Source organism: Pseudomonas sp. Y39-6, from assembly GCF_023651955.1.
In the GTDB taxonomy this organism is placed as follows: Bacteria; Pseudomonadota; Gammaproteobacteria; order Pseudomonadales; family Pseudomonadaceae; genus Aquipseudomonas; species Aquipseudomonas veronii.
This window is the reverse complement of the sequence record NZ_CP069594.1, coordinates 3,245,332-3,271,832: the sequence shown is the minus strand read 5'-3', so window position 1 is coordinate 3,271,832 and position 26,501 is coordinate 3,245,332. Positions and strand designations below refer to the sequence as shown.

The following is a 26,501-nucleotide window of genomic DNA, read 5'->3' as shown; positions in this document are numbered from 1 at the left end:
TTCCCCACGTACTTAATTTGTAATAGGAGTGGAAATTAGGCTAATGAATCTGATAAATAAAGACGATCATTATCAGAAAATCTGACAACCACGATGGCGTTTACCAGCGAGTCACTTAAAATTTTCCTTTCGGTCGTGGACAGCGGCTCCTTTTCCGCCGCAGCCCGAAAGTTAGGCCGGGTTCCCTCCGCTATCAACATGGCGGTGTCGCAGCTTGAAGCAGAGTTGGATCTCTTGCTTTTTGACCGATCGACCCGCAAAGCCATTCCGACCGCAGCCGCCAAAGCACTTGAGCCCCAGGCAAGACAGGTCGCTAGCCAGTTAAACCTGCTGGACGCCCATGCCCTCCAGCTTCATCAGGGGTTGGAGGGGCGCTTGGTCCTTGCGATGGCGCCAGAGCTACAAACAGGCGTGTGGAATCGTCCGCTGTCCATTATCGCCAAAGAGTTTCCCACCCTTGAAATCGAGATTCGCTCCGCGTCCCATCCGGAGGCGATTCGCATGCTCCATGAAGGATGTGTGCAATTGGCACTTGGATTTGAACGACCCGGGCTTGACGAGCGGGAGACGTTTCTTGAAGCGGGGAGCCAGTTGTTAGTCGCAGTTGCCTCTCCAGATCATCCTGCGGCCGCCGGCAAGAAAAGCCCTTTAGGTGAAGAGCAACTGGTGGACGTTCGGCAGATCATCGTTGCGACTGGAGGACCTACAGACTCTGACCCACGTGTTGTGCTGTCGCGGCGGATTTGGCTCAGCGACAGTTATCTGGCAACGCTGGATCTGGTGCAGCAAGGATTGGGCTGGGCTTATCTTCCACAGCCGCTGGTACAACCGCTAATCACTTCGGGCGCATTGACGGAGGTGGTGTTTGACAACATGCCAAGTCAGATGCGGTTATGGGTCGACATCATCTGGGTAAAGAACCGACCTCTGGGGCTGGGCGCGCGTCGTTACCTGAGTCTGATGCGCGAAATTGCCGAGGGCGAGCCTCGTCGTACTTGAGAAGTAAAAAATCTGGAGGGATTTTTAGTGGCCACCAACTGACTGCTGCGAACAGCCGAAACCCGGTTCTTCTGCGTCGCGATCACGGTGCTTATTCAAACACTGCATGCCTGGCCAGTTTTCAGGCCCCACCACCGATGTCCCTGGTCTTTACTTGGAGGTCAGGGCGTCGAGCAAGCTTGGGAAACCCCTTTCCAAGTTCTGGCGCTAAAGCATCGGCCGCATGCTCTGAATGGATGAGGCGTTGACGCAAAACGCCAACGCCTGCAAGGCCCCGCGATAGACGTCAATGACGACTCAGAACGTCGCTCACACAATGAACTGCATGTACGTATTGGTTGATGCGTCGCCGCTCTGGCGGCCACCGTTGCCCAGCCACTTCTCCGGCTTGTAGAAGCCCACCAGCGGCGAAAGCGTGATGTTTTCCGTGACCGCCCAATCCAGAAACAGGTCGACCTCCTGCGCAGCGAAGTCCAACTCATGGCGACGGGAAAGCTGGTGGTAGTCGAACGCCATCGCGTTAAGGGTCAACTTCTCGGTCGGCTTGACCGAGAGGAGTACATCGTTGATCTGCATGTTCGAAGTCACGGCGCCCGCATAATTAAGCGCAACTTCCCCCTGGAGGCGTTTGCGATAACCGCCCTGGAACAGGAAGTCCCAGCCTTCGGAGTAGCGCGAATAACGATAGCTGACGGTCGGTTGCCATGGTGCATCGACGAACGTGTAACCCGCGTCGAAAAACATCGCTCGCTGTGAGCCCGAACGTTTTTCCTGGCGGGCCACCTCGAAGGCAAAATCGGCGTTCTCGATTCCAGCATTGCCCTGCCCACGAATGCTGTAGACGTTCATGCCCTTGCGCTCAAGCCGATCTGCAAAGGCATATTTCTCATCCACATCCAGGCCGTGTACGTAGGTCGAACCGATCGAACCAATGGGGGTGGTGTAATCGATAGTGCCCACTGCCAGTTCGGTCTTGGACTGCCCAGCGTTGTCGGATTTCAGCCATATCAAGCTAGCGTGCAGCCCTTCCTTGCCGCCCAACTTCAGCACCGCTGTATTGCCGAACGCCAGGCGTTGGCCAAGGTAAAAGGCGCCACCACGGTTAAACCGGCCATCATGCACGCCCTCAATGGGGTTGAATGCGTTACCCGCGTCGAATCCATCGTCGGTAATCAGAAAGCCGTCCACCGTGACAATCTGGCGCCCGAAAGAAAAATCCACGCCATCCTTGCCCAGGGCGGGTAGCAGGTCGCCGGATCTCCAGCCCAGGAACGCGTCTTCCACAGCGGTTCGTCGCTCATTGCCCGCCGTGGTCGCCCCCATGTCTCCGTCCCCCCATGACCCGCTGCTAAGCAGGCTGAAGCCGCCATACACCGAGCCGGCGACGATCTTATCCGTGGAACCAGTGAGACCGTATTTGACGTAACCCTCCTGCCAGTGCATGCCGCCGGGTTGTTTTTGCGGATCGCCAAGGTAGTTATGGGTACTGCCAAACCAGCCAAATGCAGCGCCCAGGTCGGCGTTCAAAACGGTTGTACCGTCATCTTCGTTGTAAAGCGTGTAGGCATGTGCCTGTGAGCCGACTGCACAGAGTGCAACCAGCGACAGTAATGGCGCGTAAGGGGGGATGCGCATGACGTCTCTCCTGTTTTTATAGTTGTGAGGCGAGGCACGAGTGTTCCTGTTTGGGCCGTGAAGCGGTAACCCAAATCAGCACGTACAGGCATTTGCTCCCCCCTCCTTCGTCACGCACCGCCTCACTGGTGCAACAACCTCCCTTTGCTCAATAGTTGCCGTTTTGGGATACGGCTTCTGAGCGCGTCCGCCCTATGCTGGGCCGATAAGAACCATAAAAAACGAGGCACCCGTCATGACCGCTTTATTACCCTTTCGCTTATTCCGTCAGGGGCTTTGTCTTCTGACCCTCATCACCTGCAGTGCACTGCCACCGGTTGCCAGTGCCCATCATTCATTCGCGCTGTTCGACCAGACCCAGACAACCACGATCAAAGGTGTCGTCGAGCGCTTTGCCTGGACCAACCCTCACATCACGATTTACGTCGATGTGCCCGGTCCACCCTCCCAACGCTTCAAGATCGAGACGGGCAGCGTCAACGCGCTGCAACGAACGGGTTGGACGGCCAACTCGATCAAGGCTGGCGAGACCGCCGAGGTGTCCTTCAAACCGTTGAAAAACGGCGAGCCGGGCGGGCTGCTGGTGGAGATCAAGATCGGTGACGTGGTGCTCTCGGGCGGCGGCTAAACGCAGCCCCTCCCGAATGCGACAACAACAGAACTGGGCAAACCAGCAACGCGGAGACATTTCAATGAAACCAGCACGTACCACCCACACAGCCATGCTCCTCCTGGGCGTGGTCCTCGCGACCTTCGCCGGAATGAGCAGCGCTGCCACGGCATCGAAAACCCAAACCGACAGGCATAGCGTGGCCACCCGGCCGGACATCAGTGGCACCTGGGAAAGAACCCCGGACGACTGGTTCGGCGAGAACCCGGACGATCCGGTTCACCCCGGTGGGCCGATGGACCTCAAGGCGTCCTACGCCGCCGAGTACGCCGAACTCAAGAAGAAAGAAGCCGTGGCCAACGCCGCCGGCACGCCGATCGCCACCACCAGTTCCAGGTGCCTGCCCGAGGGCATGCCGACAATGATGGCGGCGCTCTTCCCGATCCAGATCATTCGCGATGACAAGCAAGTGATCATCCTCGGCGAGTATCTCCAGCAAGTGCGGCGGATTCTCTTGAACCAGGCCATGCCGCCCACAGACAAACTCGACCCGAAGTACCAAGGCCATTCACGCGGCCACTGGGAGGGCGACACGCTGGTGGTCGAGACCCAACGCGTGCGAACGGACGTGCGCTTCTACGACGTGCCCCACGGGCCGGCGATGAAGATCACCGAACGCATCCGGCTGCGCGGGCCGGATCACCTGGAAAACCAGGTACTGATCGAAGACCCGCAGGTACTCAACACCCCCTATCGCTTTACGTTTGAGTACAAGCGCTCCAACTACGCCATCCAAGAGTACGTGTGCGAGAACAACCAGATCGTGATCGACAGCGAGGGCAAGGCATCTCTGAGCCTTGAGTGAATCTGCCCATCCCCCCTGCTGGAGCTTTACGAATGGAACGCCTGACCCCCATCAGCCTCAGCGTCGTGCTGTCGCTGTGCATCGCGTCGAACACATTCGCCGAGGTGCCGCGCATGCCCACGGCCATCGCGGTACCGCCCTCGGACAAACCGCCGCTGTCGTCGGCGAAACGCCCGGGCACTGAATACAGCGACCTCGACCGGTACGACTACATCGAGCAAGAGTACTACCTGCAAGGCGTCGCCCCGGCCATTACCGCCGCCGGCAAAACCCTGTTGGAAGCGCCTTACACCACGCGCATTCTGGTGCGTAAACCGGCGGACCCGGCACATTTCAATGGCACGGTGGTGATCGAGCCATTCAGTTGGTTCGGCGAGCGTGGCGCAGGCTGGATCCTGACCCGCGACTATCTGCTGCGGCGCGGCTACGCATACGTCGGGTACACATTGAATGTGAACAAGCCGGCGGTAGATCCCAAGTTCATCTCCGACACCCCGGCGGCTGAGGCCGAACAGATCGCCCAATACGGACAGATCGTGAACTTCGAGTTCATGCGCCGCTTCGACTTCGCCCGCTACGCACCGCTGGGCACCTATTACGACCCGGCGCACTTCACGCGGGGCGAAGCACCCGACCCGTTTGCGCCCCAGTCACAAGGGATCGGCGCGCAACTGGCGTTGCTGCTTAAAACCAACGGGGCACAGGGCCCGTTGGCGGGCCTGGATGTGCAGCGCGTCTATGTGAATAGCTGGGCCGTCACCGCGCAAGTGTGGATGGACTATCTCGACCAGGGCCGTCACCAGCAATGGCGCATGCCCGACGAAACGCCGCTGATCGACGCCTATATGACCGGCCGCATGGCCTACGGAGAAGTGGGCGGCGAGGTGATCCGGGTGCCACGCCAGATGCCCGCAGGCGTGCCGTTCGTGACCGTCTACAGCCAGTCCGAACTGATGCACGACGTGATCGAAGGCATCCCCCTGCCCGCGGACACCGACGCTCCGCAGCTGCGCTACTACGAAGTCACCGGCATGCCCCATCTGCGCCTGGCCGACCTGGGCACGGAGCACACCGAAAAGCTCGCTGCCGATATCGGCAAGGGCGACGACCCGCGCTGCCGGACGCTGTACGACGAACCGGTTGAACTGGTGGTCTCGGCGTTGCTCGATGGCATGGACCAGTGGGTACGCGACGGCAAACCGATGCCCAACGCCCCCCGGGTGGTACGCGACGGCAAGGCCGCTGCCCGCACGCCCGCCACCGGCAACCTGCAAGGCGGCGTGCGCCCGCCGTGGATCCAGGTGCCCAGCGCCAGCTACCTCACCGATCAAGAGAGCGGCTGCGGGCTGATCTACGACACCAAGGTGCCGTACTCCAAAGAAGAGCTGGGCCAGCGCTATGGAGATTTCAGCCGCTACGCACAGAAATTCGAAGACGCCAAAGCCGTTTCGATCCAGCAAGGGTACTTGCTGCCGGAGGATGCGGCGCGATTGCATCCGATCGCAACCCCTCAAGATTTCTAACCCACTGCGGGAGAAAAAGCCGATGTCCTCTTCACTCATCATTGCCTGGATCTACGCGTCACCGTTGAGCACTGCCATCCGCGACATCCTGTGGGTCATCCCCACCGTGCAGAGCATTCATATCATCGCCATCACCGTGCTGTTTGGTTCGGCGCTGATTTCCGATCTGCGACTGGCGGGCGTGTTCGCCAGCGATGAGCCCTTGCGCGGCATCGTATGCCGTTACTACCCATGGATGCGCAATGCACTGATCGTGCTGTTGTGCACCGGGTTACTGATGATCATCGCCGAGCCTGATCGGGTGCTCGTCAACTCGACGTTCTGGCTGAAGATGGTCCTGGTGGTGACCGCGTTCAGCTTGACCTGGTTGCTTCGCCGCCCGCTGCTGCGCTCTGCCGGCAGTGACGTCGCGTCGGGTTCCGTCAAGGCGTTTGCGTGGCTGTCGATCGGTTTGTGGTGCGTCGTGATCATCTGCGGCCGCTGGATCGCCTACACGATCTAAGCGTTTTCAACCCAAGTTCTCAGGTATTCGCCATGAATATTCAACCTCTGCTGCAAGCCGTCCAGGACACTCCGGTCGCAACGTTCATTCGCGAGTCAGGCTCGGCGTTCCCGATGCTGGAGTCGATACATGTGATCGGCATCGCCATCGTCTACGGCAGCATCGCGGTGGTCGACCTGCGTCTGTTGGGCGTGGCCGCCCACCGGCGCGGCGCGCTGAAGCTGACCCAGGATTTGCTGCCGTACACCTGGGTCGCGTTCGTGACCTGTGTCATCACTGGCCTGCTGATGTTCTGCGCCAATGGCACGACCTATGTGCAGAACACCGCGTTCCTTTTCAAGATGGGCCTGTTGATGCTGGCCGGGATCAACATGGCGATTTTCCACCTGGGCGCCTTTCGCCGGATTGCCGAATGGGACACGACGCTGCCGCCTCCCCGTCAGGCGCGTATCGCCGGCTTCAGCTCGTTGCTGTTGTGGGCGGGCGTGGTCTTCCTGGGCCGCTGGATCGCGTTTCTCTGATGGCGCGCCCGACCATTGCCGTCACGCGGGTGCGCCCACGCTCCAGCGGATGGGAGTCGCTGGCGTTGATACTGGCGACTCTGACCGTCATCGCCGGCGTGGCCGGCTATGTGCTGCTGCGCCCCGAAAGAGTTGGCCCGCCGACCCCGTTGAGCTGGCAGGTGCGTTCCTTCGATGGCTTGGGCGCGGTCGATCAGGCCATCCACAGCGCGTTGTTACCGGCCGGTGAAGAAATCATCTGGACCAACAACGATACCGGCGGCTGGATCACCCTAGAGCGTGCGCAGGAGCTGTTGCTGCCGCCCTTCTACCGGGATGCCTTCTGGAAAGCCAATGGCGAGGTGCACTGGCAATTGATCCTGCCTGGCTCCCACCTGGCCCATAAGGGTGGCGACGACGATGCCACTGCGGCGGACCAGACCGTCAACGCCGTGTCCCAGGCCACCCTGGGGCAAGGTGCAACGGTGTACTACGGCTCTGGCGGCCATGCACCGGGCCAGAGCGCCTATTTGCTGATCATCGGTCACGCCCATGCCGGGGTGATGTGGGCCAACCAAGCGACGATCTGGGTCCACCGAGACCCGAACGCGCCCTACCCCGCCATCGTCAAGCCCGAATCCCTGGTCGGCGAGGGTTGGCGCCAAGTCATCCCTTACGACGGCGCCAGCGAAATCGAACGCGTAAAAGGAACCCAGCCATGACTGTTTCTATGAAACAACGCGCCTTGTGGCACCGTTGTATCGCGCTGTTGGTGCTGATATTCGCCATCACGCTCGCCGGCCCGGCCTTCGCCTCGGCAAAGAAACTCAGGATCGGCATCACCCTGCATCCCTACTACAGCTTCGTGGCCAATATCGTGGGTGATCGGGCAGAGGTCATTGCGCTGATCCCGGCAGAGGCCAACCCGCACAACTACCAGCCGCAGCCCGATGACATCACCCGCGCGATGAATATCGATGTGCTGGTGGTCAACGGCATCGGCCACGATGAATGGGCCTTCCAGATCATCAAGGCCGCCGGCCGCACGCAAACACTGCCGATTATCCAGGCGAATGCCACGGTGGCGCTGATTCCCATCGGTGGCGACCAGGAAGGGGTCAAGGTGGTCAACCCGCACACCTTCGTGTCCACCACGGCGGCGATCCAGCAGGTGTTCGAGATCGCTCGCCGGCTGGGAGAGCTGGACCCGGACAACGCTGCGGCGTATCGAAAAAACGCCCTGGCGTATGCCGGCCGTATCCGCGAGCTACGCGCAGGCTTCATGACGCGCTTCGCCGCGCTGGACCTGTCTTCGTTCCGCTGTGCGACGACCCATGCGGGCTACGACTACATGATGCAGGAGTTCGGCCTGTTCGTAAGCGCTGTGATCGAGCCGCGCCACGGCGTCGCCCCGACGGCACGCCAACTGGCCAACACCATCGAGGCGATCAGGAAGGCCAACGTCAAAGTGCTGTTCGCCGAGAAAAACTTCTCCCTCGACCTGGCCAAACCCATCGAAGCCGCCACCGGCGTGAAGGTGTTCGCCCTGTCCCATATCACCGGCGATACCTACAGCGCCGACGAGTTCGAGGTGGCGATGCGCGAGAACCTCAAAACCCTGGCACAAGCCGTTGAGTACACCCAGCAATGAATGCGCTAAAGGAGGAACACGCGATGCGCGGCCCCGCCATTGTGTTCGACAACGTCTCCCTGCGGCTGGGAGGTACGCAGGTACTCGATCAGGTGAACGTGCACATAGAAGCCGGCGCCTTGCACTGCCTGGTCGGCCCCAACGGCGGCGGCAAAACCTCACTGGTGCGCGCGCTGCTGGGCCAGATGCCGCATTCGGGGACGATCCGCTTCGAAGGTGAATTCACCACGCCCATAGGGTATGTCCCGCAATTGCCGGACTTCGACCGCAACGTGCCGATGACGGTCAACGATCTCATGGCTTTGCTGGGTCAACGCCGGCCCGCATTTCTGGGCGCAAGCCGCGCCGCCAAGGCGGCCAATGCCGAAGCCCTGGCGCGTACCGGCATGGCGGGGATGGGTAAAAAACCCTTTGGCAGCCTGTCCGGCGGCCAGCGTCAGCGCGTGCTGCTGGCCCAGGCGATCAGCCCGATGCCTTCGCTGCTGATCCTCGATGAACCGACCGCAGGGATCGACGAGGCCGGTGTGCGCCTGGTGGAGGCGCTGGTGGCCGAGCTGAACAGCCGTGGGGTGACCATCCTGTGGATCAACCACGACCTCGAACAGGTCAAGCGTATCGCGCAGTCAGTGACCGTTATCAACCAGCGGGTGCTGTTTCACGGCCCCGCCGATCAGCTCGACAGCCGAGTGGAGGCCATTCGATGAATGCCTTGTACGACTTCATTCGCGACCACCTCCAGGCGCTCGCCGCGAGCCATGTGTTACCGCAACCGTTCGAATACGAGTTCGTGATCAATGCGCTGATGTGCTCAGTGCTGATCGGGCCGTTGCTGGGCGTACTGGGCTCAATGGTGATGATCAAGCGGATGGCGTTCTTCAGCCAGTCCGTGGGCAATGCTGCAATGACCGGCGTGGCCATTGGCGTGCTGCTCGGGGAGTCCTATACCTCGCCGTACTTTTCGATGTTCGGCTTCTGTCTGCTGTTCGCCCTGACCCTCAAATACACCCAGCACCGCACCACTCTGGCCAATGACACGCTGATCGGCGTGTTCCTCTCCATCTCGCTGGCGGTCGGGGCTTCATTGCTGCTGTTCGTGTCAGCGAAAATCAACACGCACGTGATGGAAGGTGTGCTGTTCGGCTCGATCCTGGCCGTCGACCACACCGACATGAACGTACTGCTGGGCGTGACGGTGATTTGCACGCTGATCGGACTACCCCTGTACAACGGCATGTTGCTTTCCAGCCTCAACCCGAGCCTGGCCCATGCGCGCGGTGTGAAGGTGCGCAGCGTCGAGTACCTGTTCGTGGTGCTGGTCACCCTGGTAACGGTCGCCTGCTTGAAAATCATCGGCGCCGTTCTGGTCGAGGCCTTGTTGCTGATACCGGCAGCCGCGGCCCGCAACATCAGCCGCTCACTCTCGGGCCTGGTCGCGTGGGCGGTCGTGATCGCGGCCTTTTCCTGTGTGGTCGGCATCCTGGCACCGATGCAGTTCCATATTCCAGTCCCCACGGGCGGCGCCATCGTGATCGTCGCGGCCTTGGTGTTTGCGTTAACCACCCTCATCCGCGGCACCGCGCCGCAGTTCAGAGGGGCCAGCGTATGACACGGTTCACCCCATCCATGTCCCCCTGGCTAGCCCTGCTGGTACTGCTGCTGGGCGGCACGCCGTCAGCGTTTGCGGATGCAGGACAGCAACAAGTTCTGGTCGCCCTGCCGGCGCTGTATGCGCTCACCTCGGCACTCGGCGAAGGCACCCACATAGAGGTAGTCCGTGTGCCGCTGGACGCCGAAGTGCCCATGGAAAGCCAGGCCAACGCTCTGTCACGCCTGGAGCCGGCCGTGTTCCAGAAAGCCGCCGCCGTGGTCACCGTGAGCAGCCTGTGGCGCGCAGACCCGCTGTATGCGACGGCCCGGCGCCACAACCTGCGGATCGTCGAGATCGATGCGTCGCACTCATGGGACAGCTTCAAGCCCGGCGTAGCCGTGACCCGCGAACCCTCGAACGATGTTCCCTGGGCTGGCGCCCGCAACGGCGAAGGCGGCCTGTCGCCCTACGCCTGGCTTGGCCCGGTCAATGCCATGCGTATGTCGGCACTGATCGCGGCCGACCTGGCACGCCTGTCCCCGGCCGACGCGCCCCGGATCGAGCGCAACCTCGCCGCACTCGACGGCCGACTGCGCCAACTGAAGGCCGACTACGGTGATCGGCTGCTGAAGGTGCCGGACCTGCGCGTGCTGTCGCTGGCCAGCGAGCCGATCTACCTGTTCGGCGAGTTCGGCGTGTATGTGGACGGTTGGTTTGTGCGTCAGGACATCGACTGGACTGACGCCGACCGCGCCGCCCTGACCCGCTACCTGCGCGAGCGTGATATCCGCGTGGTGGTCCATAAGTGGGCACCTGACGCCAAGACTGCACAGGCCATAGAGGAAGGGGGCGCACGCCTGCTGATCCTGGATATCGGCAACCCTGGCCTGCTCGCCAACAACGCTAACTACGAGGCGCTGCTGAGTTTCAACCTGGACGCCTTGCTGGCGGCCTTCGCGCCGGCCGGTTCCCCTGAGGCTGGCGTTCAAGCCGCAACGCCCCAGTGATCGACTTCGACCATGGAGACTGAAACCAGATGAAATCGCTAGATCTAGTCCACCCGATACTGCTGGCAACTGCACTGCTGTTCTGCCAGGCCGCCTCGGCCCACGGCCCCGTTTTCGACTGCTATATCGAGAACGATGACTGGGTCAAGTGTGAGGCGGGTTACACCGACGGCAGTTCCGCCGCGGGTCGAAAAATCCATGTCCAGGACACCAGCAACAAGGTGTTGCTCGAAGGCACTGTCGACAAAGACAACAGCTTTACGTTCCGGGCCCCGGCTGGCGCCTACTCCGTGGTGTTCCTCGGCGGAGAGAACCATGGCGCCACGATCCAATCCTCCGACATTACAAAGTGAAAATGACCATGGCGATCAAACGACGACTGCTTCAAGCCCTTGCCGCCGTGACCTTCGGTTGCATGGCGTGCGCCGCACAGGCCCATTTCCAGCTGCTGTATGTGGAAGAAACAGCGCTGCCGCGCGCGGACAACCTGGAATTCGCGATGGTGTTCACCCACCCGTTCTCCGCCGGGCCGACGATGGTCATGGGGCAACCCCTCGCCTTCAACCACGTCAGCTCCCATGGCGGGGAAAAAATCGACCTGCGCAAATATCTGCGGCCTGTGCAGTGGCAGAGTCGGGATAACCAGGCGACCGCTTATCGTGCGTCGATCCCGCGGGAATTGGTGCGCTCGCTAGGTGACCATGTCTTCGTACTCGAACCCGAGCCCTACCTGGAAACTGAGGAAGACGTCTACATCCAGCAGTTCACCAAGCTGATCGTCAATGTGGGTGGCGTACCCGGCAATTGGTCGGAACCGCAAGGCGCGCCGGTGGAAATCCAACCCCTGAACAAACCCTATGCCAACTGGACAGGCGGCGTGTTCCGCGCCGTAGTGCTTGCCAACGGCAAACCCGTTCCGTTCGCTGAGGTCGAAATCGAATACCTCAACCATTCCGTCGACATCAAATACAACGCCTTCGGCCAGAAGGACTATGTCACGCCCCCCCAAGCCTCCTTCAAATCCATGAGCACGTATTCGGATGCCCAAGGTATCGTCACCATCGGCCTGCCCCGTGCCGGCTGGTGGGGCATTGCGGCGCTCAACATTGGCACAACGAAAACCCATAAAGGCAAACCCCTGTCGCAAGACGCCGTACTGTGGGTGCAGGCCAGAGATATGAAATGACAACAGGCCATCGGGGGGCTGTGCTGGTCTACGGCAAACCTGCCCCTCGATGAGGCCTGCATTCATTCAGTGACACCGGTTACGGTCACATCATGCTGCGTGCTTCCATGCTGGCCATTACGCTATATCCGAACGCTGGCAGAAGCTGATTCGTTGCGAGCCGGGCCGAGCGCTGACAACGGGCCAGACAACGAGGACAGCACCAACGCTTGCCGCATCGGAATCGTTTGCGTATGGCAAGCCCACTCCTACACGTTCATCCAGACTTGCTCTTCAGGCCTTGAATTTGGCCTAAATTCTAAAGCAAATGTCCCCCCTGATAATTCCTTAAAGCCCCCCATTGTTCCTATCCTCTATCCCATCCGAGGCCGCCCTATCTACCAGGCGGTTCGACGTTTGAAAGCGGCCGTATTCGATCCGGATTGCCTAAGGATCGGACTGGCGCTCAGCCCATAACAATAATTCGCGGGTGGTGATGTCATAGCCATGAACACCGAAGATATTTTGCCTCTGCTTGATGAAGTAGGTCGTTTCGCAAAAGAACGTGTTTGGGTCTCAGCGGAGCGACCCGAACATCCCGTCTCCACCCAGTGCCTTGAGACGCTGACAAAAGAAGCTGTCGAACTTGGCATTATTTCCCTGTCCACCGGTGAGGATGGATTTGGGATCTGGGATCACACCGATACCGCCGAAACCATGTTCTTCAACATAGGGGGGCTCAGGCATCTGGGCCGCGCCAACCCTGGCATTGCCTTCTCCTGGCATCGCAGTGGCTTGGCCCATGGCTTAGCAAAACAGCTCGGCTTCACGCTCAACCAAGAGCATCTCCTCGCCTCCACCCTATCTATCGTCGGACACTACGGCCTTGGTCGCTACAGCCTCGCGCGTTGGATCAAGGGTTCGGTAATGCCGCCGGAAGACCAAAACACACTCAGTGACTGGTTGTGTCGGCAGCGACATGTCAGCCCTATTGTCGCGGCAGAGGGTTGGCAATCTCTGATTTGGCCCGAGTGGTGTGACGGACAAATCGTCTGGCGCCTGAGTACCAGCGCTGAGGCGGTTGTCACTCGATGTGAGGCTCAACATGGTTTCGACGAGTTATCGAGTTACCTCGTGCAGGGGGGCGCGTATGCGCAAACCCGCAGTCTTGATGCAGCAGGATCCCGAAACATATATGAGCGCCTACTTAAGGCTGAATGCATTGGATTGATGGCAATTGCGGTGGGGGCTTTGGAGCGAGGGCAAACCCTCGCCGTCGAGTATGCCGCCATTCGCAAGCAAGGAAGCAAGCGTATCGATCACCACCCAGCCGTACAGTTCATGCTCGGTGAGGTGGAGATGACGCTCCAGCACGCAGAAGCAGTGCTCAGCATGTTGACGCGCCCGCTCGATGAGCTGGATTTAGGCGTGGTGTTGTCCATGCGAGCGAGGCTGCATGAAAGCCTCTGCCAGGCAGCCAACCATGTCGTACAGGTGCACGGAGGCATTGGATACATGCGCGAGTGTGGGGCAGAAAAGATTGTCCGCGATCTGAACATGCTCAAGTTGCAAAGCGGTGGCACGAGAGAGATCCCCTTATTCCTTGCTGCATGGATGGAGAAGTAACCATGTCCCTGAATATGCACCTTGATGGGCATCTGCCATCCAATCATCAACTCTCGCCACACTGGCAGTATGGCGAGTTTTCAGCCCTCGCTCGACCGTTCACCCACTACGTTCGTGGGGATTTGTGGGAAACCGATACAGCTCGGCTGCCAAAGGCGCTGGCCAAGATTCGTCGCTCCGCGCGCCTCTTCGCTGATCAGCATATTGCTCCCCTGGCCAGCGAAGTGGATTTAGCAGAACACCTGCCGGTCGGTGAATGCCTACCCGTAGTCCAACGACTTCTGGTTGAGGCGGGAAAAGCCGGATGGTTGAGCTACTTTATGCCGGCACCGCTCGGAACCATGCCGTGGGGGGCCGTCACTCAACCGCCGATTTGGCAGTGCGCGCTAGTCGTTGAGGAGTTCAGCCGCGCTTGCGGCGGCCTGATGTTATTGCTGTCAGCGCATCACCTCGGCTGCATGCCATTGCTTCTTTCCGGCAGCCTGGGAACTATCACGCGGCACCTGGCCCCAGTATACCGCAGCTGCCTGAGCGGTGACCCGCATCTGGTGGCATTTGCGATCACCGAACCCGGTGCAGGGTCAGATGCAGAGGAAGGTCATGGCGCAGAAAGCTATCGCCCCGGCGTAATAGCGACGCCGACACAAGGCGGCTTCCTCCTCAATGGCCGAAAGTGCTTCATCAGCGGCGGAGATCTTGCAAAGAGTACAACCGTGTTTGCGGCGCTCGACGGCGAAGGAATGGACTCGTGGACATGCTTCTACGTCGATGCTGATAGCCCAGGTTACAGCGTTCCACGTATCGAACTTAAGATGGGGATGCGAGCTTCCGGCGCCGCCGAGCTTGAATTTAACGACGTCTTCGTTCCCCACAGCCGGGTCATCGGTGGATTGCGCAAAGGATGGGCACTCAACAGAGCAACCCTCAACGCCTCCCGAATGCCTGTTGCCTCCATGGGTGTTGGCTTAGCGCGTGCAGCCACAGAGATCGCCGTTGACTTCGCACGCACGTACAAGCTTGGCGGTAAAGAACTCATTCACTACCAAGACGTGCAACTGCACCTTGCAACGATGGTGGCGGAAACCCGTGCCATACGCAGCTTGGTTTGGCAGGAGGCAAAGAGCGCCTGGAAACCTCGTCAGTTGCATGCATCCCTTTGCAAGTTCCACGCTACTGACCGGGCGCAGCATGTCGTCGAAATGGCGATGGATCTCTTGGCTGATCATGGTGGTCTTCATGAACAAAAGATCGAAAAGATTTTCCGGGACATACGTCTGACACGGATTTTCGAAGGCACCAACCAGATAAATCGCTTATCGCTCATAGAGGATTGGCAGGAGCAGATTCTGCCGCTCAATCCACATAACCCTATTGTTGGAGTTTGAGTCATGACTACCTTGCTCCAGGATCCATTCTTTCAGTACCCCTTGACGCCGTTCGAAAGCTCGGAAGGTCATGTTGACTTACCCATACTTTATTTCGACAACTCCAATTTCATGGCCATGTTTGAGGTCGAGTTCGAAATCGCAAATGCCTTCCTCAAGGATGCGGGTGTAACTGCCGTTCAATTCGCCAAGGGGAAAGCATTGGTGGTTGTCGGCTTCTACGAATACAGGAAAACAGCGATCTCTGCCTACAACGAGGTCGGTGTAGCCATAGCCTGTGTTCCCAACGGCGTACAGACGCCGCACTGTCCACTGCTTTCGCTTTATAAGTCCTTGGACAAACAACAGATTGGATTCCATGTGATCGATTTGCCCGTCACCACTCAAGCAGCGTGCGCAGCGGGAAAAGAGATCTGGGGATACCCTAAATTCGTTACTCCCATCGGATTTTCGTTGGAGGCGAAGCGCTTTAAAGGAACGGTAAGCGATCCCGAAGCCGGGGACACTATGGTGGAGCTATCTGGAGATCTAGGTATAGGCCTGCCAGCCCCGCAGTTGGACTTGGTTCTGTACTCCCACCACAACGGATCGCTGCTGCGCACGCTGATCAACACCCGCGGTGGCGGCAGAAGCTGTCTTCCAGGATCGCTTCGTCTGAAGCTCTCAAACAGTACGCATCCAATGGCGCAACGACTTGCCCAACTGGGACTGGCCAATGCTGCGCCAAAAATGGTTTTCCATAGCCATGGGCTGCAACTTCGCCTGAATGCTGGGGCGGACATTACGCATGCTAGAGGCATTCACACGTGAACGTGCGGAGGCTGAGACTGCTAACACATACGCCAGTGCCTCGTTACAAGGACCTTGATTCATGACAGCGGCTCTTATCGAGAAGCGCCAGAGCATTCTCATTACGGGTGCTGCAAGCGGAATCGGTCGAGCAGCCGCGCGATTGTTTGTAGAGCGCGGTTGGTTTGTCGGGCTGGGTGATATTAATAACGCGGCGCTTGCGGAACTGAAAGCTGAGTTAGGTGCGCAGAATGTGCTTTCGATGCAATTCGACGTCGCCAGCCCGGAAGAATGGAGTCAAGCCCTTAGTGAATTCCATCGACGCACGGGGCGACTGGATGTGTTGCTTAACAATGCCGGCATTTTGATTTCAGGCCCTTTTGAGTCCAGTCCGCTTGAACGCCACCACACGGTGATCGATATCAATATCAAGGGACTGCTTAATGGTTGCTATCTGTCCTTGCCGTATTTAATTGGCACCCCAGGCGCCTGTGTTATCAATCTATCTTCGACCGCAGCAATCTATGGCCAGGCGTCATTGGCTACTTACTCAAGCACAAAATTTGCCGTGCGCGGATTAACCGAAGCGTTGAACATTGAATGGCAACGTCATGGGATTCGCGTGATCGACATCATGCCGCCCTTCGTGCAAACCGACATGATAAAGGGTATGAATGCCCGCAGCATTGAGCGTCTTGGTGTTCAATTAACCCCCGAGAATGTTGCCGAGTCGATCTGGGCGGCAGCCAATGACCAAGGAGATTTTAGCAAGCCTCATCGTCCGGTTGGTTTCATCGCGGCGTGGCTTTTTCGCTTGACGAACCTGGCGCCGAGCAGACTTCGTCGGTATATCGCAATGAGGATAGCTACCTAGTAACGAATAATCTGGTAGCCATCCAATTAGTTAACAAACTTATTACCACAGAAGTTTTCGCCATCACCACCAATACCAAAACACAACTTCACTAATGCAATCTTCCGTTTCATGTTTCATCAGGGCAGGCGGGTTTGTTATTAATAGCATCCAGTATCATTTCGCACCTGAGACTGTCAGGATGGCATTGACACCGCAATGACAGGACAAGTATTAACGCTATTTAAAGGAATGACACGTAGTGGCAATTGCTTTAGTATTTAGGCCATTACTCTATCTAAAAAAGAGCCTGCCTGATGAGCTTCTGGGACTTCACCCGCGACGTCGGTAGTGTGCGACTTCTCGTCGAGATCGGACATAACCTAGGTATGAGTGCAGCCACATTGTTAAGAGGAACAGGCCTCTCATTCAATCAGCTAAGGGACCCTAACGTGCAGGTATCCGCTTCGGCTGAGCTTCGCGTGATATCCAACTTGTGTCAGTCTTCGTTGTTACCGGAGACGCTGGGATTCCAGGCCGGTTTGCGTTACAGCTTTTCCACCTATGGTCTGTGGGGATTTGGTCTTATCAGCAGCGCGACCTTAGGCGATGCGATGACTCTGGCGTTGCGCTTTTTACCACTGACTTATGCCTTCACGTTGATCTCCTTTCACCGAGATGGAGAGCTCGGTGTACTGAGTTTCGGAGAGCCCGAATTGAAGGATGAGCTTAAGCGCTTTCTGGTAGCGCGAGACATGGCAGCAGCGTATGTACTCATGCGAGAGCTCGCCGGAAGCGGTTTCTTGCTAGAGCGATTAACACTGCGCAACCCTCTTCCCAGGCATGCAAAACTGGAAATCAGTCCAGAGAGCTTCGGAGGGGCTCATCCACGATTTGGAACAGGCATAAATAGCCTCGCGTTCGGATTGAGGTTTCTCGAACATCAGCTCCCTCAAGCCAATCCTGTGACTGCTTTGATGTGTGCTCAACAATGTAGCGAGCTATTGGAAAAACGCCGTGTGAAGGCAGGTACAGCGGGCATTGTCCGTCAGTATCTCAGCATTGCCGGAAGTATGCCGCCGGATCAAGTATCCATGGCCAAACTGATGAACACCAGTGAGAGAACCTTCAAGCGTCGTCTCAGCGAGGAAGGTACTTCATTTCGCTCGTTGCTCATGGAGGTCCGCTATGCAATGGCCAAGGAACTTCTGGAAAGTCACTCGCTATCAATGAGAGATATTGCGGAGCGGTTGGGATTCAGCGACGCCTCAAGCTTTTCTCAGGCATTCAAGCGTTGGCATGGCTGTGCGCCCCAGCGTTACCAAAAAAATCGCTGAGCAGAGGACGTCTGCGTTGCTTCTGACTACACCTACTCCAATCGAAAGGTTCGGAGCATTTTTCTGGATCAATCGAGCGCCATTTTTTTCAAGCGTGATGCCAAGGTCGTCGGCTTGATCCCCAGCAACTGCGCGGCACCGTCCTTGCCGAACATCTTGCCGCCGCAGGCCGCCATTGCGGCGCTCAAATTATCCCGCTCAAGTGTGCGCAACTCCTGCTCGGTCATGATCCGTACATTGTCCTGCACCGCGGCCACCTGTGTGGACGTCGCGGTATTGGGCAGGTCGATGTTCAGTTCCGCTCCGGTCGCGGTAATCAACGCGCGCTCGATGACGTTTTGCAGTTCGCGGATATTGCCTGGCCATTCGTAAGCCTGCAGGCGCGCCATGTCGCCCTTGTTCAAGCGATGACCGGGCATGTTCAAGCGGGCACCAATGAGCTGGAGAAAATGCGAGGCCAACAATGGCACATCGGCACGACGCTCACGCAGGCTCGGGGAGTGAACGGGGAATACATTGAGCCGGAAAAACAGGTCTTCGCGAAAGCGCTTGGCCTGCACTTCCGCACGTAAATCGCGGTTGGTGGCGGCAATGATCCGTACATCCACACTGCGGGTTCGTTCCTCACCGACCCGTTCGAACTGCCCTTCCTGCAACACACGCAAGAGTTTGCTCTGCAACTCCAGGGGAATCTCGCCAATCTCATCCAGAAACAAGGTGCCGCCGTTGGCCAGTTCGAAGCGGCCGACACGATCACGTACCGCCCCGGTGAACGCGCCACGCAAATGGCCAAAGAATTCGCTTTCAAACAGTTCTGCCGGAATCGCCGCACAGTTGACCCGGATCAGCGGCTGATCCCGACGCTTGCTGGCCTGGTGAATGGCCCGGGCAATCAGTTCTTTACCTGTGCCTGATTCACCGTGGATCAGTACGTTGGCATCGGTCGGGCCAACCACATCTATCTGCTGGACGATCTTCAGAATCGGCTCGCTCTGCCCGACGATATCGCGGTAATTGTGCTCAATATGAATTTCCTCCTGCAGGTACGCGTTCTGCTCTTCGAGTCGCTGCTTCAGGGTCTTCAATTCAACCAGCGCGTTCTGCAACTGCAACTCGGTGGTGCGCCGCTCGGTGATATCACGAAACACCACCACCGCCCCGATGATGCGGCCGTCACTGATTACCGGCGTGCTGGTGAACTCCACGGCAAACGATGTGCCATCGCGCCGCCAGAACACCTCTTGCCGGCCCTCGTGCACCATGCCGTCATGTACGGCCTTGTAGATCGGACAGTCCTCCACCGGATAGTGGGCGCCATCGGCATGCGTGTGGTGATGGATACGATGGATATTCTTGCCGATCATTTCTTCGGGCGCCCAGCCCAACATGCGGGCGCCGGCTGGATTGACGAAGGTCGCCAGCCCATCGCTGTCGATGCTGTAGATACCATCGCCCACCGAACTGAGCAGTAGTTGCTTGTCACGCTCGGTCTCCTGAAACAGGTTCAGGATATTGCGCCACTCGATAAGGCCGCCACGCATGGTGCGCTCGGTTTCAGCCTGATCGCGCTGGTAGCGCTGCTGACTCTTTTCACGCAGCACCAGGATCAGTTGCTGTACGCCCTTGACCAGCAGGCGGGTGGCGGAGATTTCCAGCTCGATCCGCTCGCCACTCTTGCAATTGCAACTGAGTTCATCGGTCCAGCCCCGCCCTTTGTCCATGACCGCCTGGGTAAACACGATCAAGTCCGCCAATTGGTGGCCGAACAGCTTGCTCACGGGAAACTCCAGCAGCTCCTGGCGCGGGTAGCTGAGCAACTGGCAGGCCGCGATGTTCAAGTCCACGAAGCGGTCGTTATAGGGGTCGAGTAACGCAATGGCTTCGGCACAGTGCTCGAACACCATATGACGTGAGGGGTAGGCCAGGTCGGTCCAGCCGTCGAGGGAGTCAGTGTCACGCATGCTACGAAGTCCCGTAATTACCAGGTTTGGCCAACCTCACTTATACGGAATTTCGTAACCCACCGACAGTCCCAGTTCACCCTGAAAAAGCCGGTTCAGACCTCCGTTCAGGCGCGGCCAAAAACTACGAATATTCGTTAAAACCAGTACGAATATTCGTACATCTACGTAATTAAGTAGTGTTCCGCGCAACCTCAATTGATCCTTTTCCCATCGTATAAAAAATAAATATCGATATTTATCAGTTAGATAAGCAATAACTCAGTAGGTCACGCACAACCTGGCACGCCCTTCGCTCTCTGTCTCTCGACGACTCGCCGATTCCGGCCGTCGATGCCAGCCATTCAGCACTGCGGAGTAAGACATGCCAAATGTAGAAATTGCCCACTATCAGGACGGTGACTTTCTGGTCAATTACGAGGAGAAAGTCTTCGAGGACGTCAAAGCCGAACCGGGCGAAAAAGCCTTGCTGACATTCCACACCATTGCCTTTGAAGGCTCCATTGGCCTGGTCAACATGCTGCAAGCCAAGCGCCTTCTGCGCAAAGGCTTCGAAACCAAGATCCTGCTCTACGGGCCTGGCGTACAACTGGGCGTGCAACGCGGTTTTCCGACCCTGGGCGCCGAAGCCTTCCCTGGGCATCTGGCCGTCAACAACCAGATCAAGGCATTCATGGCCGAAGGCGGTGAGGTGTACGCCTGCCGCTTCGCCTTGCAGGCCCTGTATGGCCAAACCGAGAAAGCACTGATCGAAGGTATCCGCCCCATCAACCCGCTGGACGTGATGGACCTGCGCCTGCTGATGCGTCGTGAGGGCGCCATGATCATAGATACCTGGACGGCTTAACGCCCCCCTTCTGAAAGGAGCGTGCGGTGGCAACCTTCCGTGCCATCGCCGACACCGAACGCTCAAGGCCATTGAAACGTCGATCATCCCTGACAGGATCCCATCACATGCCAACTATTCGCGCCGCAGCCGTTCAGTTCAGTCCGGTGCTGTATTCCCGTGAAGCCACGGTCGCCAAACTGTGTGACACGCTCCTGGACTTGGGTCGCAAGGACGTTCAGTTCGCGGTGTTCCCGGAAACTGTGGTGCCTTACTACCCTTACTTTTCTTTTGTGCAACCGCCCTTCGCCATGGGCAAGGAGCATCTGCGCCTGCTTGAGCAAGCAGTCATCGTGCCCTCTGATGTCACTCGGCAAATAGGCGCAGCGTGCCGCGAAGCCGGTATCGTGGCCTGCATCGGCGTCAACGAGCGTGATGGTGGCACGCTTTATAACGCCCAGTTGCTGTTCGACGCTGACGGCACGCTGATCCAGCATCGCCGCAAAATCACCCCCACCTACCACGAGCGCATGGTCTGGGGGCAAGGCGATGGCTCGGGGTTGCGCGCCACCGACAGTGCGGTCGGTCGCATCGGCGCGCTGGCCTGCTGGGAACATTACAACCCGTTGGCGCGTTATGCGCTGATGGCCGACGGCGAGCAAATCCATGCTGCGATGTTCCCAGGCTCACTGGTCGGGCAGATCTTCGCAGACCAGATCGAAGTCACCATCCGCCACCATGCGCTGGAGTCCGGTTGTTTCGTGGTCAACGCCACCGCGTGGCTGGACCCCGAGCAACAGGCGCAGATCATGGCCGACACCGGCTGTGCCGTCGAACCGATTTCCGGTGGTTGCTTCACCGCCATTGTCTCGCCAGAAGGGAAATTGCTTGGCGAACCGCTGTGCACTGGCGAAGGCGCGATCATCGCCGACCTCGACTTCGCGCTGATCAACAAACGCAAACGCATGATGGACTCGGTCGGTCATTACAGCCGCCCCGAGCTGCTCAGCCTATTGATTGACCGGCGCGTCACCGCACATGTGCAAGAACGGCGCGAAAGCGTCGAGGACGCGCTCCATGAATAATCTGACTGCGTCCTCGCCCGACAGCCTGCTGTTGAACGCATTGCAATGCCACGGTGTGCGCTGGCAAGGTGCCGACGGCCTCACGCGCAAAGGCGGCGCAGGCCCTTCGGACCACAAGGCGCTGACCCTGGGCGAACACACCGCGATGGTGCCGATGCTCAACCATGCGTCGCAAAACTCCCCCTACTCCGCCGTGCCTGATGCGTCGGGAGCTCAAGCGCTGATCTTTCGCGAAGGGCTGCAGGTGGGCCAGGTGCAGTTGCCGGGCATCCCCAACTTCTACGCCCTGAACACCGAAGACGGCACGCCCTACTGGAAAATCGCCACCCTGCACAGCAAGGATGTGCTGGCCACGACCGTTCTACAGCACTGCATTCGCATGAACGAGGCCGCCACGGCCTGCCAGTTCTGCGCCATCGGCCATTCCCTGGCATCGGGCAAAACCATCGCCCGCAAACGCCCGGCGCAATTGGCGCAAGTGGCCAAGGCCGCGGTGGAGCTCGATGGCGTCAAGCATATGGTCATGACCACGGGCACGCCGCTGACATCCGATCGCGGCGCCGCCATTCTGTGCGAGTCGGCGGCGGCCGTCACCGCCGCTGTCGACCTGCCGATCCAGGCCCAGTGCGAACCGCCGGATGACGATGCCTGGTTCATGCGGCTCAAGGACAGTGGCGTGGTATCGCTGGGCATGCATCTGGAGGCGGTCACTGATGCCGTGCGCCAACGCATCATGCCGGGCAAGGCCCAAGTGCCGCTGGAGCGCTATTTCAGCGCCTTCGAAGCCGCCGTCAACGTGTTCGGGCGCGGCCAGGTGAGTACCTACATCCTGGCCGGGCTGGGCGACAGCGAAGAGGCAATTGTGCAGATGAGCGAGCGTCTCGCCCACGCCGGCGTTTACCCGTTCGTTGTGCCGTTCGTGCCCATCGACGGTACCCCGCTGGCCCATCACCCCAAGCCCGACAGCGCCTTCATGCAGCGGCTCTACCCGCGCATCGGTGCCAGCCTGCGCAAGCACGGCCTGCACTCGGAGAACATCAACGCCGGCTGCGCCAAATGCGGCGCGTGCTCGGCCCTGAAACATCACGAGTAACGGGAGCCGCCAGCATGCCAACACAGACCTTTGCCCTGATCGACGATACGTTCGCCGACTTCCTCGCCGATGACCTGCTGGTCAAGCCCGCACTGGCCACATGGGAGCGTCAGGACTACTACACATTACGCCGCGCGGTGTTTTCCGACGAGCAGCAATTACTGGCTCAGGACCGCGACGAAAAAGACTTTCAGGCGATTCCGATCGTTGCCGTGGCGCATCACTGCGGCATGCCCGAACGGGTGGTCGGCGCGGTACGCATCTATGAAACCGAACCGGGCGTCTGGTACGGCGGACGTTTGTGCGTGGAACGCGCTTACCGACGCCACGGCATGATCGGCAAGGCCCTGATCAATGAGGCGGTGTCGCGTGCGATCGACCTGGGCTGCCACACCTTTCTGGCCACCGTGCAACAGGCCAACGAGGGCTACTTCCTGGGCCTGCACTGGCAAACCTTACAAGCAATCGATGTGTTCGGACACGCGCACTGCCTGATGCAGGCCCAACTGGACTGCTACCCCTTCATGCCTCGCAACGTGGCACTGCCGCCACGCAAGGTGGTGCGGCATGGCTGACCCGCAGACCACCCTGCACGATCTGCTCGCGGCACTGCGCAACTCACCGGCCATGCTGGCCAAGCAAGCCATCGGCCAGGCGGCAGCGGCACAGCCGAGCCAGGGCGCCAGCGGCGACGACCTGTACGCGTTGCCCGGTGATGACACTGCGGCTATCCGCTGCGGCGATCAGTACCAACTGCTGGCCATCGAAGGCATGATCCCGGCCTTTGTCGAACAGGCGCCGTGGTTCGCCGGTTGGTCGGCCGTTATGGCCAATGTCAGCGACATCACGGCCATGGGGGGGCGCGCCACTGCCGTGGTCAATGCCTATTGGCACCATGACCAACAGGCCACCGACAGCCTGTTGGCCGGTATCCGTGACGCCTGCGCGGCCTACGGCCTGATCATGGCCGGCGGTCATACCAGCCTGGCGGCCGGCAATCCTGTGGCGCTGGCAGTCGCCATCACGGGCTGGGCGCGCAACCTGCTCTCGACCCTGCACGTCGCGCCAAGCCAACTCATCGTCATGGCGGTGGACCTGGATGGCCAGTGGCACGGTAACGCGCCCTATTGGAAAGCCTTCGAGAACGTGCCCGCCGCTCGTTTGCGCGAGAAACTCGAGGTGATCCCACGCCTGGCCGAAGCCGGCCTGCTGCTGGCGGCCAAGGACATCAGCAACGCCGGGATTCTAGGCACCCTGTTGATGCTGCTCGAACCCACCCACTGCGGGGCGCGGGTTCACCTTGAAGCGCTGCCCATCCCGGTTGACACGCCGATGGAGCGCTGGCTGCAAGCGTTCCCCAGTTACGGCTTCCTGCTCACGCTTGAGCGCGAAAACCTCGCCGCCGTGGAGGCTGCGTTCGCCGCTCAAGGCATTCACTGCGCCTGTATCGGCGAAGTCGATGACAGCGCCCGGCTGCAAGTGATTCAAGGCCAGGAACAGGTCGAGTTCTGGAACTTGGCCAGCCACGCTTTTACCGGATTCAGCTATCGCGAATTCGCTCACCCCGTTTTGTTAAAGGAGCACTGACATGCCCGCCGTGAACATTCGCCTGCGCTGGCCCGATGGCCAGGAAAGCAACACCTATTCACCGTCAACGACCATCTACGAGCACCTCCAGGAAGGTTGCACGTATCCCATGGCCGAATTTTTACAGCGCGCGGAAACCGGTTTGAACGCGGCCTCGGAGCGCGTCAAACAGGTCAAGGGTTTCTACTGCAGTTCGGCAATGGACAGCCTGGGCGGCCTGCGTATGCGGGCGCGCAACTTCGCCGACCCGCACGCTCAGGTCGAGGTCGTGGAAATCAAACATCAGGGAACCGGCACGGTTCATTACTCAGGCTTCGGCGACATCTGACGGCGCTGTTCATTTTTTCAAGAGGACCTCAACATGACTCACTACACCACCATCGTCGTCGGCGGCGGCCAGGCCGGCCTGTCGGCCAGTTACTACCTGCAACAACAGGACATTGATCACGTGGTCCTGGAAAAACATACCCTGACGCACACCTGGCGCAGCCAGCGCTGGGATGCCTTTTGCCTAGTGACGCCGAACTGGCAGTGCGCCCTTCCAGGCCACCCATATACGGGTGATGCGCCCCATGGTTTCATGACAAAAGATCAGATCATCGATTACCTCGACGGTTTTATCGCCAAGGTCAACGCCCCGACCAAGGAAGGGGTTGCGGTACAGCGCATGACCGCACGCCCTGAAGGCGGCTACCTGCTCAATACGTCCAAGGGCGACTTCACCGCCGACCACGTCATTATCGCCAGCGGCGGCTATCACACGCCGATCATTCCGCGCCTGGCCGAACGGTTGCCGGCGCAGATCACGCAGATTCACTCCGAGCAGTATCGCAACCCGCAGGCCTTGCCCGAGGGCGCCGTGCTGGTGGTGGGTTCCGGGCAGTCCGGTGCGCAAATCGCCGAAGACTTGCATCTGGCCGGGCGCAAGGTGTACCTGGCCGTCGGCGATGCACCGCGTTGCGCGCGCTTCTACCGTGGCAAAGACGTGGTCGACTGGCTGGCGCAGATGGGTTACTACGACATTGGGGTGGACACTCACCCGCTTCGCGAAGGTGTGCGCGACAACACCAACCACTACGTCACAGGGCGTGATGGCGGACGCGATATCGACCTGCGCCGCTTCGCCCACGAAGGCATGCAATTGTTTGGCAGGCTCGAAAGCCTGGAAGGCACCACGCTGAAATTTGCCTGCGACCTGGGCGCCAACCTGGAGGCCGCCGACGCGGTCTACAATCGCATCAACGCCAGCATTGACAAGTACATTGCCGAGAACGCGATCGATGCACCAATCGGCACGCCCTACACGCCGCTGTGGGCGCCGCAAGAAGAGCGAAGCGAACTGGAGCTCACCGCCAACGCCATCACCAGCATCATCTGGTGCATCGGTTTCCAGCCGGATTTCAGCTGGGTCGATGTGCCCGTCTTCAACGGCCGCAGCTATCCCGGCCATACCCGTGGCGTTACCGCTCGGCAGGGCTTGTACTTCCTCGGCTTGCCGTGGCTGCACACCTGGGGCTCCGGGCGGTTTTCCGGGGTGGCACGCGATGCTCAATACGTGGTGCAACACCTGGCAGCGACAGGCCTGTGCCAGGAACGGCAACAGACAGCCGCGCGCTGAAGGCGCTTTGCCCAATTGGCGCAGCAACATGGGCCTTGGGGGTGGCCCATGTCGGTTGAGTTGAAAACCGGCGCGGTTGATTGGCTCGCATACACGTGCTGCGCAAACTCGGCGATGGCGTCGGCCATTGCACGAGGCTGCTCGGGCGCCATGGCGCGTCCGGCGTTGGCGATTGTTTTGTGTTCGACCTGCCGCAAAGCGGCGCCCTGACGCCGGTGCAGAGCAATGCGGCCAATACGCTGCGCGATCTGGCGCGTGCGGTCGCCGGCAGCTGGAACGTGCGCCGGCGTCGGTCC

Annotated in this window: 27 protein-coding genes; 25 read left to right on the top strand and 2 right to left on the bottom strand. The window is 59.4% G+C overall.

Annotation, left to right across the window (positions count from 1 at the left end; translation table 11 throughout):
* The first annotated feature begins 93 nt into the window (after positions 1-93).
* Complete coding sequence (locus JN756_RS14920) at positions 94-999, top strand: LysR family transcriptional regulator (protein WP_201022214.1); 906 nt, start codon at positions 94-96, stop codon at positions 997-999.
* Between the two features lie 309 nt (positions 1,000-1,308).
* Here the strand turns inward: JN756_RS14920 and JN756_RS14915 are convergent, their stop codons facing one another.
* A complete protein-coding gene (locus tag JN756_RS14915; RefSeq protein WP_201022213.1) occupies positions 1,309-2,634 on the bottom strand; it encodes an alginate export family protein in 1,326 nt (441 codons plus the stop codon).
* Between the two features lie 235 nt (positions 2,635-2,869).
* Between JN756_RS14915 and JN756_RS14910 the strand changes: the two genes are divergently transcribed.
* The 17 genes from JN756_RS14910 (at position 2,870) to JN756_RS14830 (ending at position 18,035) form a co-directional block, all read left to right on the top strand.
* On the top strand, positions 2,870-3,262 hold the full coding sequence (locus tag JN756_RS14910; protein ID WP_046383311.1) for a DUF6152 family protein: 393 nt from the start codon (positions 2,870-2,872) through the stop codon (positions 3,260-3,262).
* Between the two features lie 64 nt (positions 3,263-3,326).
* Positions 3,327-4,109: a hypothetical protein gene (locus JN756_RS14905; RefSeq protein ID WP_201022212.1), complete on the top strand. Its 783-nt coding sequence runs from the start codon at positions 3,327-3,329 to the stop codon at positions 4,107-4,109.
* Positions 4,110-4,141: 32 nt separating this feature from the next.
* Positions 4,142-5,632 carry an alpha/beta hydrolase domain-containing protein gene (locus JN756_RS14900; RefSeq protein WP_201022211.1) on the top strand — a complete coding sequence of 497 codons (1,491 nt, stop codon included), beginning with the start codon at positions 4,142-4,144 and terminating at the stop codon, positions 5,630-5,632.
* A 22-nt stretch (positions 5,633-5,654) separates the two neighbouring features.
* The gene (locus JN756_RS14895; protein ID WP_046383309.1) at positions 5,655-6,134 is read left to right on the top strand and encodes a DUF6644 family protein; all 480 of its coding nucleotides are present in this window, start codon (positions 5,655-5,657) and stop codon (positions 6,132-6,134) included.
* Between the two features lie 32 nt (positions 6,135-6,166).
* Positions 6,167-6,655, top strand: a complete 489-nt coding sequence (locus JN756_RS14890; RefSeq protein ID WP_046383308.1) for a DUF6644 family protein — start codon at positions 6,167-6,169, stop codon at positions 6,653-6,655.
* Positions 6,655-7,356 (top strand): DUF6162 family protein, encoded by a 702-nt coding sequence (locus JN756_RS14885; RefSeq protein ID WP_128191475.1) that lies wholly within the window; start codon positions 6,655-6,657, stop codon positions 7,354-7,356. The genes JN756_RS14890 and JN756_RS14885 overlap by 1 nt, the downstream gene beginning before the upstream one ends.
* The gene (locus JN756_RS14880; RefSeq protein WP_046383306.1) at positions 7,353-8,285 is read left to right on the top strand and encodes a metal ABC transporter solute-binding protein, Zn/Mn family; all 933 of its coding nucleotides are present in this window, start codon (positions 7,353-7,355) and stop codon (positions 8,283-8,285) included. The genes JN756_RS14885 and JN756_RS14880 overlap by 4 nt, the downstream gene beginning before the upstream one ends.
* 23 nt (positions 8,286-8,308) lie before the next feature.
* Positions 8,309-8,989 (top strand): metal ABC transporter ATP-binding protein, encoded by a 681-nt coding sequence (locus JN756_RS14875; RefSeq protein WP_052735786.1) that lies wholly within the window; start codon positions 8,309-8,311, stop codon positions 8,987-8,989.
* On the top strand, positions 8,986-9,891 hold the full coding sequence (locus tag JN756_RS14870; RefSeq protein ID WP_046383304.1) for a metal ABC transporter permease: 906 nt from the start codon (positions 8,986-8,988) through the stop codon (positions 9,889-9,891). The genes JN756_RS14875 and JN756_RS14870 overlap by 4 nt, the downstream gene beginning before the upstream one ends.
* 17 nt (positions 9,892-9,908) lie before the next feature.
* Entirely contained in the window at positions 9,909-10,880 is a 972-nt protein-coding gene (locus JN756_RS14865) for a metal ABC transporter solute-binding protein, Zn/Mn family (protein ID WP_236255114.1), read from the top strand.
* A 29-nt stretch (positions 10,881-10,909) separates the two neighbouring features.
* Positions 10,910-11,233: a hypothetical protein gene (locus JN756_RS14860; RefSeq protein ID WP_046383303.1), complete on the top strand. Its 324-nt coding sequence runs from the start codon at positions 10,910-10,912 to the stop codon at positions 11,231-11,233.
* A gap of 8 nt (positions 11,234-11,241) precedes the next feature.
* Entirely contained in the window at positions 11,242-12,066 is an 825-nt protein-coding gene (locus tag JN756_RS14855; RefSeq protein ID WP_201022210.1) for a DUF4198 domain-containing protein, read from the top strand.
* Between the two features lie 486 nt (positions 12,067-12,552).
* Positions 12,553-13,671, top strand: a complete 1,119-nt coding sequence (locus tag JN756_RS14850) for an acyl-CoA dehydrogenase family protein (RefSeq protein WP_201022209.1) — start codon at positions 12,553-12,555, stop codon at positions 13,669-13,671.
* Positions 13,672-13,673: 2 nt separating this feature from the next.
* Positions 13,674-15,056, top strand: a complete 1,383-nt coding sequence (locus JN756_RS14845) for an acyl-CoA dehydrogenase family protein (RefSeq protein ID WP_046383301.1) — start codon at positions 13,674-13,676, stop codon at positions 15,054-15,056.
* 3 nt (positions 15,057-15,059) lie between these two features.
* Complete coding sequence (locus JN756_RS14840; RefSeq protein ID WP_177029627.1) at positions 15,060-15,866, top strand: acetoacetate decarboxylase family protein; 807 nt, start codon at positions 15,060-15,062, stop codon at positions 15,864-15,866.
* A gap of 61 nt (positions 15,867-15,927) precedes the next feature.
* Positions 15,928-16,719 carry an SDR family oxidoreductase gene (locus JN756_RS14835; protein ID WP_046383299.1) on the top strand — a complete coding sequence of 264 codons (792 nt, stop codon included), beginning with the start codon at positions 15,928-15,930 and terminating at the stop codon, positions 16,717-16,719.
* Positions 16,720-17,015: 296 nt separating this feature from the next.
* The gene (locus JN756_RS14830) at positions 17,016-18,035 is read left to right on the top strand and encodes an AraC family transcriptional regulator (protein ID WP_046383298.1); all 1,020 of its coding nucleotides are present in this window, start codon (positions 17,016-17,018) and stop codon (positions 18,033-18,035) included.
* A gap of 68 nt (positions 18,036-18,103) precedes the next feature.
* Here JN756_RS14830 and JN756_RS14825 read toward each other — a convergent pair whose 3' ends face one another.
* Complete coding sequence (locus JN756_RS14825) at positions 18,104-19,996, bottom strand: sigma 54-interacting transcriptional regulator (protein WP_046383297.1); 1,893 nt, start codon at positions 19,994-19,996, stop codon at positions 18,104-18,106.
* 364 nt (positions 19,997-20,360) lie between these two features.
* Between JN756_RS14825 and JN756_RS14820 the strand changes: the two genes are divergently transcribed.
* The 7 genes from JN756_RS14820 to JN756_RS14790 all read left to right on the top strand — a co-directional run bounded on the left by JN756_RS14820 (position 20,361) and on the right by JN756_RS14790 (position 26,205).
* The gene (locus JN756_RS14820) at positions 20,361-20,843 is read left to right on the top strand and encodes an MSMEG_0572/Sll0783 family nitrogen starvation response protein (protein WP_039012830.1); all 483 of its coding nucleotides are present in this window, start codon (positions 20,361-20,363) and stop codon (positions 20,841-20,843) included.
* 107 nt (positions 20,844-20,950) lie between these two features.
* The gene (locus JN756_RS14815) at positions 20,951-21,907 is read left to right on the top strand and encodes a Nit6803 family nitrilase (RefSeq protein ID WP_046383296.1); all 957 of its coding nucleotides are present in this window, start codon (positions 20,951-20,953) and stop codon (positions 21,905-21,907) included.
* Positions 21,900-23,000: an MSMEG_0568 family radical SAM protein gene (locus tag JN756_RS14810; protein WP_046383295.1), complete on the top strand. Its 1,101-nt coding sequence runs from the start codon at positions 21,900-21,902 to the stop codon at positions 22,998-23,000. Before JN756_RS14815 ends, JN756_RS14810 begins: the two co-directional genes overlap by 8 nt.
* Before the next feature lie 14 nt (positions 23,001-23,014).
* On the top strand, positions 23,015-23,575 hold the full coding sequence (locus JN756_RS14805; RefSeq protein ID WP_046383294.1) for an MSMEG_0567/Sll0786 family nitrogen starvation N-acetyltransferase: 561 nt from the start codon (positions 23,015-23,017) through the stop codon (positions 23,573-23,575).
* A complete protein-coding gene (locus JN756_RS14800; protein WP_201022208.1) occupies positions 23,568-24,587 on the top strand; it encodes a sll0787 family AIR synthase-like protein in 1,020 nt (339 codons plus the stop codon). The genes JN756_RS14805 and JN756_RS14800 overlap by 8 nt, the downstream gene beginning before the upstream one ends.
* A gap of 1 nt (position 24,588) precedes the next feature.
* Complete coding sequence (locus JN756_RS14795; protein ID WP_046383292.1) at positions 24,589-24,915, top strand: MSMEG_0570 family nitrogen starvation response protein; 327 nt, start codon at positions 24,589-24,591, stop codon at positions 24,913-24,915.
* Between the two features lie 33 nt (positions 24,916-24,948).
* Complete coding sequence (locus JN756_RS14790; protein ID WP_046383291.1) at positions 24,949-26,205, top strand: MSMEG_0569 family flavin-dependent oxidoreductase; 1,257 nt, start codon at positions 24,949-24,951, stop codon at positions 26,203-26,205.
* Positions 26,206-26,501: the final 296 nt, after the last annotated feature.